The organism is Providencia sp. PROV130 (genome assembly GCF_028482225.1).
Lineage (GTDB): Bacteria > Pseudomonadota > Gammaproteobacteria > Enterobacterales > Enterobacteriaceae > Providencia > Providencia rettgeri.
Map to the genome: position 1 here is coordinate 47,328 of NZ_JAMPQC010000015.1, position 7,735 is coordinate 55,062.

A 7,735-nucleotide genomic window follows, 5' to 3' on the forward strand; every position below is an offset into this window, starting at 1 on the left:
CCTCCTATTCAAAAATAATGGTTAACGTGCCTGATGCAGTAAAATTATCCCCTACGAGTTCGCTTCCTGAGCGCATGACAGGAACCGCTGAAAGGGATGGTAGTGAAGCCGCATTAATCAAAAAGGGTTCATTCAATGGTTGAGGTTGGCCATTTTTCTGAATTTGAATTCCTAATTTGCCATTATTCAACGGTGTCACCGTTCTTAATGTCGCATTATCAAATCCACTTCCCGCAGGTGTTCCTCCGAATATCAAGCTGATATCCCACGGTTGTGTCATATCGCCAACACAATCTAATTGAAAAGGAATAGATTGCTTGAAGGCGGTACCATTGATTTTTCGTACACCGACTTTACCGAATGAAACCTTTATCGGGTCGTCATGGCTTAATTGGCAAACAGGAGGAATAATTAACGTACCATCAAATGCCCAATTTGCTTGCGCTGAAGATATGGACATCACCATTATAAATCCTGCCATCCAATGCTTAATTTGATTGTTATTCCACATAATCATTCTCACTGATACTCAATTTTCAGTGTTGCCAGCGCTGTAAAAAATCCGCCATCGGTATTCGTATAATTGGCATTACTGTTTTTTACTGGAGCAACCTCCAAGGTTGGCAGCGCTGTATATAACACATTGAAAGGCTGGTTAATAACTTGCTTAGCATTGTTCACATAAAAGGAAAGCCCGAGTTTTGGGTTACTCGTTTTTAATGCGCCATTGCTATTAAATGATGTTCCATCACCGACAAGCGTGAGCTTTATAGCGTTTTTCGCTAGATTTGTGCAGCTGAGTCTCATCGGTACAGTACGCTTGTATTGAACTCCATCAATACGCGGAAGCAATATATCGCCAAAATGTATAGTTTCTTGTTGGTTGTTATTCAAAATGCACTCGGGCGGTGTCACCAATAATCGACCTTTTAGCTGGATACCAAGTGTTGCTGCTTGGCTTTGGCTAAACAGGCTAAGCATCATGCAGACCGAGAGAAGATAACGGAATAATTTCATTGATATCATCCTATTGGTAATCCAATACCATCGTGAGATTGCCCGTAAAATCCCCACCTGATGTTAAGTTTACTCCTGTAGGCTTAACGGGGACGGCATACAAAGCAGGCGAACTCCCATAATTAAAATTGAGTGTCGCACCATTACTAAGGCGGGTTCCATCACGGTAAATGGCAATACCTAAATTCGGGAGATTGGTTGTCACGGATGACTCACCATTAATTTGCCTATCAGTCCATTTCAGCGTCATCTTTAATGTATTCTTATATAAGCCATTACATATCAAGTTGTAATTAATAGGTGAGCGCCCATAAGTACCATCAATCTTTGCCTGATGTATATCGCCAAAATCTACCGAAGTCGTTGTTGCACCGCCAAGGGTACATTCCGGCTCACCGTATACCGTCACGCGGATTTGGATATTAGTGCTTAGGTTTGCAGCGATAGCATTGTAAGAAAAACTGAGTGAAATCAGAGCACCAAAGAGAATTACCCCAGCGAGGACAAGCGCTTTAAAGCATATCGTAAGAAAATAAGTTCCTCTCATCTCCATGCTCCTATTCATAACTTACCTGAAATCTAATTAACGCCTGATAAGCTCCAGCATTCAGTTGAGCGGAGGTACGTACCGGCGTTACATAGTAAGTTAATTGGTTTTGTCCAGGTGAAACCAACTGTGGTGTACTGTACTCACCTAAGTTAATTGGCGAACGCGCTGCATCACTTAATTGCAGGCCAATCCCTTGAACACCGATAACAGCTGCCAAGCGCGGGTCTTGAGTATCTATAGGAGCCAAAAAGCGGATCTTCATTGAAGGCATTTGTTGGCTCCACAAAAGATTTCCCTGTGCAGTACGGCTGCGGCTTTCACCACTTAGACAATCTTCTAAACGCAGTTCAATCGCAACAGGATGACCTGTTTGCCCGACATGCTGAAGCTGTCCGGTTCCCACAGTACCTAAATTAATAGTTTGATATGCTGATGACATTGCTAAACGACAAGCACTTTCCGTCAAGGCCCCATGGACATATAGCGTGCCATGTGAACCATCTACATCCCAGTTATCAACTTTATTTAGAGCTGTTCCCATCGCCATGTTACTGAATAAATTCAGCGCTAAACTTCCTAAGCCCACATAACGGAGCATCCTGCTTGTGTTTGCCATGATATTCTCCTGCTATCTCATCGCGCATTTCAAATCAGTCTATTTTTTTTCAGGTACCACATGGCAGCTATTTCCCTGACATGTAAACGACAGTGTTGGACGACCACCGTAATCATTGATATAGGTCAGCACAGGTTTATTACCTAATGCGTCTGCACTGACGTTCAGTGCTTTGCTGCTTTTTGGTGCCACCATCACTGGCTCAAACCCTGCGACCGTTTGTCCATTTTTGTTGGGAACAGCATCGACAAAAGAAACGTAATAGGCTGTTGGGTTATTAATCGTATACTGGTTACCTTGGCGAGTAAGAGTCACTTTTTCCTGCCATGGGTTATCCATTTGCTCACGTGTCGGAATGATGGCTTTCGGTCGATAAAACAATTTGATACGTGTTTGTAACGCCAGTTGCAGTGTATTGGGCTTATCACTTTTTGGTGGTATCTCACGCAAATTAAAGTAATACACGGATTCTCTATCTTGCGGCAGTGCCGCTGCACTTGGCAGTGCTTGGATTTTGATTTGGCTTTTTGCCCCTGGCTCAACACGTTGCACCGGTGGCAATACCGTAAATGGGTCGCTTATTTTTTCACCTTTCTCATTTTCCACCCAACCTTGAGCAAGATAAGGTAATTGTTTGTTTTCATTGCTGATATTTAAACTGATCGATTTTTCGTCTCCCGTAATAATCGCTCGAGTTCTGTCTAATGCAACTGCCGCTTGAGCAGAAGATAGCGTTGTTGAAGTCAACACAACGCCAGCCAATGCGAATACTGCTCTATGGGCATTTTTTTTGTTCATTAATTTGTTTTTCATCATGTTATTCATCATATTGTTATCTTCTATGGTTAAGGAGCACTCATCGCTCTTTGCGTACCACCATTTTTATTATTTTTGTAACCAGCGACTTGGTTCCTTTGGCGCCGTTCTTTCAACTACAGGCACAACCAGTTCTGCTGCTTTCGGCATTGCTTCTAATGCACGACTCGCTGATTGTGTTTTTATGGTCGCTGGCGATGCGGCTTTTGCTCCCGGTTTGTGGCACGGTAGTAACCAGCTTGCCTGTAAATATTCATCTTCTGGCAAGGTATCAGGGAGTGTGATTTCACACTGCACTTGGTCATCCCAACGAACTTGCAAGGTATCTTTTGCATTTAAACCAGTAAGATAGGTATTTCCATCATCACCCACCATACCGACTTGCTGACCACGACCGTTTAAGACTATTGCTCCGAAAGGTGGTGTGCTATTGTCCGATAGCCTTAACAACGCCATCGCACTGTTTCCTGCGACAACATCAAATTGACGGTAGCCAATTGCCCCTTCTGTTAAAGTGCCTTGCTTTATAGATTGAGACACTTGCGCTTCATCTGGTAATGCATTCAAATCAACGCTAATTTGGTTACGGTAATAGCTATTCACGTCACTAATAACGGCTTGTCCAAAGCGGTTGGTACGCACAATAGAGCCGTAACCACGTAGTGGAATATTAGGTACACCATCGGTATCAACAAATATGCGAGTACCGCCAATTTGGCTACCACGATGCAGTACGGCACCTTTCTCTGTTGCAGTGAAACCACCTTGCAAAGAGAACCCCGCAGACCGATAACGGTCTTGTTGGTATGTTGCGTTTGCGTTGAGCTGTGCTAAGTCTCCCTGATGAGTGTAATAGCCACTCACGAGCGCACCTGAACGCGCCCATCCGGTACTTAGCTGATAGTTATTTCTCTCATCGATGGTGCTGTAGTAACTCACACGCTGTGAGTTATCATTTTTATCCCAACTACTGTTATAACTAACGGAGCTTTTTTCACCCCAAGGCACTGTGAGTGACGCATATACGCCGTCATCATTACTTTCACGATAACGATTTCGGTAGGCCGTCAAGTTGAGGCTAAGATTCTTCCATTTACCAATATCAAAATAGCGCGCTAATGAAATACTATAGCGGTCGTTATCGGGTTGATCCCAATAGGTTTGATGGTAATAGTTGATGAACGCACTTAGCCCTAACTCGGAAAACTGTTGGTTATAAGAGATGGTATACATTTCTTTGCTGTTGTATTGGCGAGCACCTGTTTCCTGCGCATCCAAATACTCAGACATACTCATAAAACCTTGCTCAGAGAATCGATATCCAGCAAATGTCACTTGGCTGTTATAGGTATCAAAACGTTTAGAGTAACTTAAACGATACGAGCTTCCGCGATACGTTTTATCGCTAATATCACTTAAGTTGGTTAGATGCGCCCGGGCATGAGTAATATCGAATGACAATGCACCGAATACCATTAAGTCACGACCAATCCCTATAGCCGCGGATGCATAGTTTTCCGCACCAATTCCACCTCCATACAGTGACCAGCCGTTGTTAACCCCCCAAGAGAACTCGCCACTTGCAAAGGTATCGCCACTAACATGATGGCGCCAATTTGTTGGGCGCCCAGCGGCTAATTTGTAACGCAGTTGTCCTGGGCGTGTTAAATACGGAACACTTGCAGTATTGACAGTGAAATTCTGTGTTGAACCGTCTTGTTCTTTAACTTCAACATCGATTTGGCCAGCTAATGCATCATTCAAGTCTTGGATACGAAATGGGCCCGCAGCGACTTGAGTTTGATAAATAATTCGTCCTTGCTGGCTCACAATAACTGTCGCATTACTTTTTGCGACCCCAGTAATTTCTGGTGCGTATCCACGTAGATTGGGTGGAAGCATATTGGTATCGGTAACCAAACTAAGCCCTGTGAATCTGAAACTATCAAAAATATCAGAGGTTAAATAATCCTCACCTAAAGTGAGTTTTGCACCTAATGATTTGATTGCTCGGTAGACATAATAACGAGTCCAATCTAGTGATGTGGTCGTGCTTTGTCCTTGCTGCTTATCAATACGCATTTGCCAGTCAGCGCGAACACGCCAAGCACCCAAGTTAACACCAGCAACCCCATTACCGCTGGTACTGTAGTTGGTTTGTTGTCCTGAGCGGGTTTGCTGGCCCACTTGTGCATTTAAGTTGTAATCAAACAATGCGCCGGGTAACCCTTCTTCCCAGCGTGCGGGAGGATCCCAATTCTCAGCGGTATATTCGAGGTAGGCTTGCGGCAAACTAATATACATAGCCGAAGTCGCAAGGTCGGCTTTAACCTCAGTTCCGGGTAAACTTTCAAGTGATAAACACTGTCCTTCGTGCCACCACTTCAATGTCGACATCAATTCAGGCTTGATACCGAACTTTTCAACTAAAGCAGGGTTCAGGCAAGGGAGACTTTCATCCGACTCACCTTCAGGCGCATAGTAAAAGACAGTTTCTTCCGGCATGCTTTGCTTGTTTAAGAAAACCGTAAAACTGTATTCACCAGGCATGAGATAGCCTGGACGCGCAAATTGGCTTAAATCAATGTTGTTTCGATCATTGACGTCTAGCATATCCATATTAAATGTAATATCGGATGCGTGACCACCAAAGCTGATAGCCAGCGCGACTAAAAGCCCTAATCTGCAAGGCCGAGTTATCCGTAACACAGGCGTGTGAATGAAATTCAGGGTCATCATCTCGACCTTCTTTTGCGTTCTTTTATCCGTAATGTCATTTCGCTCGCGAAGCTCATCCTACAGGAGATCTTCATTTCTTAGAGGAACCGACTATTCATAATCCAGTTTGAAACGTAATTGACTGTAGTATTGACCTGATGCCAATGGGTGGTTGTTCGCTACCAACCGTAGCCGATAGGTGAGATCTTTTGTTCCAGCTGTTAGTGCGCTCACTGACATTCCTTGGCCTGGTATGGCAATTTCACCGTCTCCCTCACGTTGAATTTGTAATCCAACACCTTGAGCTTGTCCGTTTACTCCAAATAACCCCCTGTCATGGGAGCCATCGAATGTTACGCGAAAGTATTGCCAATTCGGTTTGTCAGGATTTTGGCGTTCAAGAACACAATTCACTAATCGGATAACAAAAGGGCGAGCAGGTCCTTGCCCATCACGGCGAATTTGAGTCAGCGCAATACTTCCCATATCAATAGTTTGATCACGGCTGCCGACATCAATTGCACATGCTGTTTCAATAATGCTTCCATTCATACTCACTGAGCCTTGAGCATGTGCAGTTGATACCGCAGTCAACGTGCCTATACTTAAGATCAATGAAAACACTCCACTGGTTATCGAATGATTCATTGCTTCCTCTCTTACACCCAATTCAGTCGGAATGAGCCAACAAATTAATTTGTTGGCTCAAGATGAATTACTCGTAAGACAGAGTGAAATCCGCTACTGAGCTAAAGTCACCGGCAGTGATAGTGTCGATATCGCCACCATTACCTTTTAAGTAAGCAGCGAAATTCAGTGTGTTGTTACCATTTTGAACTTGTTGGAATGGTGCAGCTGTTCCTAAAGTCACCACATTGCCGCTACCATTAGTGATCTGAACACCAGCGCCAGCACCAGTACCAACAATACCCAGTGTTTTATTGGTATTGTCGAAAGATGCAGCAGCACCACTAAAGGTTAATTGAACACCTTTAGTCAGTTTAGTGATATCACAGTTCTCTAAAGTGATTTCGAATGGACGTGGAGTTGATTTACCGCCATCAACTAATGCCATGTTAGAAATTTGGCCTAATTCAACTGTTTGGTCGATTGAGCTAGGAGAGATTGAGCATGGAGCATCGATAATAGCGCCTTTGAACGTTACTTTACCGTGGCCTTGATCAGCAGCATTTGCTGCAGAAGCTAAACCCAGAGCCATAAAAGTTGCCATTGCAATAGATTTCATTTTCATGAATATAAAGTCCTATGTTTTTTGTTAAATAAAGAATGAGTGTCAGTTTTCATTGCTCATTGCAGACACTCTATTTGCAATGAACTGGAAAAAAGCAAAGCACTAGTATTTGATTTAAAAAAATCAAATACTAAAAATTAAATTTAATTATTAATAATTAAAAATATATTTAGTCTTCTATTAAGAAAACTTGAATTGGTACTTTAAATAACTCAGATAATTGAGATAAAAAATCAATATTAATGTGATTAATGCCTGATTCATAACGAGAAATTTGCTGCTGACTTACACCGATATATCTCCCTAACTCCTCAGCAGTTAATTTCATTTCTTTTCTGTGTTTTTTTATTTTTTTTCCTACAATAATATTAAATGTTGGTTTTATTATATTTTCTGACATAAGGTTAAGCCTATTTCATAAATTGACTAGATCCTGAAAACCATCCTTCAGCTTTAAAATAACATTCCATATTATGGATATAATTTACTGAGTTATTTTGAAATCCAACGCCATCTAATAAACAATTAATATCAATATCAAGCGAGTTCGCAATTTGCTTAATTTGCTCTAGGTGTAGTCGAATAACGCCGCGCTCAATACGTGAAACATGTTGCTGTGAGCATAAAAGTAAGTCAGCTAGCTCAGAACCACTTAGCCCTTTAGCTCGGCGAGCTTTATGTATATTGCTCCCAACAATTTCTTTAGGAGATAAGTTAGATTGCATAAAATCCTCCTCATGAAACTGAATGATTTACTAATTTAACT

The 7,735-nt window shown here is 42.4% G+C and carries 10 protein-coding genes; all 10 read right to left on the minus strand.

All coding sequences use genetic code 11. The annotated features are described in order from the left end of the window. Positions 1–4 precede the first annotated feature (4 nt). On the minus strand, positions 5–517 hold the full coding sequence (locus PSF28_RS10955; protein WP_042851490.1) for a fimbrial protein: 513 nt from the start codon (positions 515–517) through the stop codon (positions 5–7). Positions 518–519: 2 nt separating this feature from the next. Then, entirely contained in the window at positions 520–1,017 is a 498-nt protein-coding gene (locus PSF28_RS10960) for a fimbrial protein (RefSeq protein WP_272664493.1), read from the minus strand. 10 nt (positions 1,018–1,027) lie between these two features. Next, positions 1,028–1,564 (minus strand): fimbrial protein, encoded by a 537-nt coding sequence (locus tag PSF28_RS10965; RefSeq protein ID WP_247605450.1) that lies wholly within the window; start codon positions 1,562–1,564, stop codon positions 1,028–1,030. Between the two features lie 10 nt (positions 1,565–1,574). Next, positions 1,575–2,183, minus strand: a complete 609-nt coding sequence (locus tag PSF28_RS10970) for a fimbrial protein (RefSeq protein ID WP_210839946.1) — start codon at positions 2,181–2,183, stop codon at positions 1,575–1,577. Between the two features lie 39 nt (positions 2,184–2,222). Then, positions 2,223–2,999, minus strand: coding sequence for a fimbria/pilus periplasmic chaperone (locus PSF28_RS10975; protein WP_228367295.1), 777 nt, complete (start codon positions 2,997–2,999; stop codon positions 2,223–2,225). Between the two features lie 69 nt (positions 3,000–3,068). Further along, the gene (locus PSF28_RS10980) at positions 3,069–5,738 is read right to left on the minus strand and encodes an outer membrane usher protein (RefSeq protein ID WP_210839943.1); all 2,670 of its coding nucleotides are present in this window, start codon (positions 5,736–5,738) and stop codon (positions 3,069–3,071) included. A 90-nt stretch (positions 5,739–5,828) separates the two neighbouring features. Next, complete coding sequence (locus PSF28_RS10985) at positions 5,829–6,365, minus strand: fimbrial protein (protein ID WP_210839935.1); 537 nt, start codon at positions 6,363–6,365, stop codon at positions 5,829–5,831. 67 nt (positions 6,366–6,432) lie between these two features. Further along, positions 6,433–6,969 (minus strand): fimbrial protein, encoded by a 537-nt coding sequence (locus tag PSF28_RS10990; protein ID WP_004907609.1) that lies wholly within the window; start codon positions 6,967–6,969, stop codon positions 6,433–6,435. Positions 6,970–7,138: 169 nt separating this feature from the next. Next, positions 7,139–7,369, minus strand: coding sequence for a helix-turn-helix domain-containing protein (locus tag PSF28_RS10995; protein WP_210839958.1), 231 nt, complete (start codon positions 7,367–7,369; stop codon positions 7,139–7,141). Between the two features lie 10 nt (positions 7,370–7,379). Further along, positions 7,380–7,694, minus strand: a complete 315-nt coding sequence (locus PSF28_RS11000; protein WP_004907614.1) for a helix-turn-helix domain-containing protein — start codon at positions 7,692–7,694, stop codon at positions 7,380–7,382. Positions 7,695–7,735: the final 41 nt, after the last annotated feature.

What these genes read in the sequence shown, in the direction of transcription:
- PSF28_RS10955 (WP_042851490.1), bottom strand. Translation starts at nt 517, where the DNA reads ATGATTATGTGGAATAACAATCAAATTAAGCATTGGATGGCAGGATTT.
- PSF28_RS10960 (WP_272664493.1), bottom strand. Translation starts at nt 1,017, where the DNA reads ATGAAATTATTCCGTTATCTTCTCTCGGTCTGCATGATGCTTAGCCTG.
- PSF28_RS10965 (WP_247605450.1), bottom strand. Translation starts at nt 1,564, where the DNA reads ATGAGAGGAACTTATTTTCTTACGATATGCTTTAAAGCGCTTGTCCTC.
- PSF28_RS10970 (WP_210839946.1), bottom strand. Translation starts at nt 2,183, where the DNA reads ATGGCAAACACAAGCAGGATGCTCCGTTATGTGGGCTTAGGAAGTTTA.
- PSF28_RS10975 (WP_228367295.1), bottom strand. Translation starts at nt 2,999, where the DNA reads ATGATGAAAAACAAATTAATGAACAAAAAAAATGCCCATAGAGCAGTA.
- PSF28_RS10980 (WP_210839943.1), bottom strand. Translation starts at nt 5,738, where the DNA reads ATGATGACCCTGAATTTCATTCACACGCCTGTGTTACGGATAACTCGG.
- PSF28_RS10985 (WP_210839935.1), bottom strand. Translation starts at nt 6,365, where the DNA reads ATGAATCATTCGATAACCAGTGGAGTGTTTTCATTGATCTTAAGTATA.
- PSF28_RS10990 (WP_004907609.1), bottom strand. Translation starts at nt 6,969, where the DNA reads ATGAAAATGAAATCTATTGCAATGGCAACTTTTATGGCTCTGGGTTTA.
- PSF28_RS10995 (WP_210839958.1), bottom strand. Translation starts at nt 7,369, where the DNA reads ATGTCAGAAAATATAATAAAACCAACATTTAATATTATTGTAGGAAAA.
- PSF28_RS11000 (WP_004907614.1), bottom strand. Translation starts at nt 7,694, where the DNA reads ATGCAATCTAACTTATCTCCTAAAGAAATTGTTGGGAGCAATATACAT.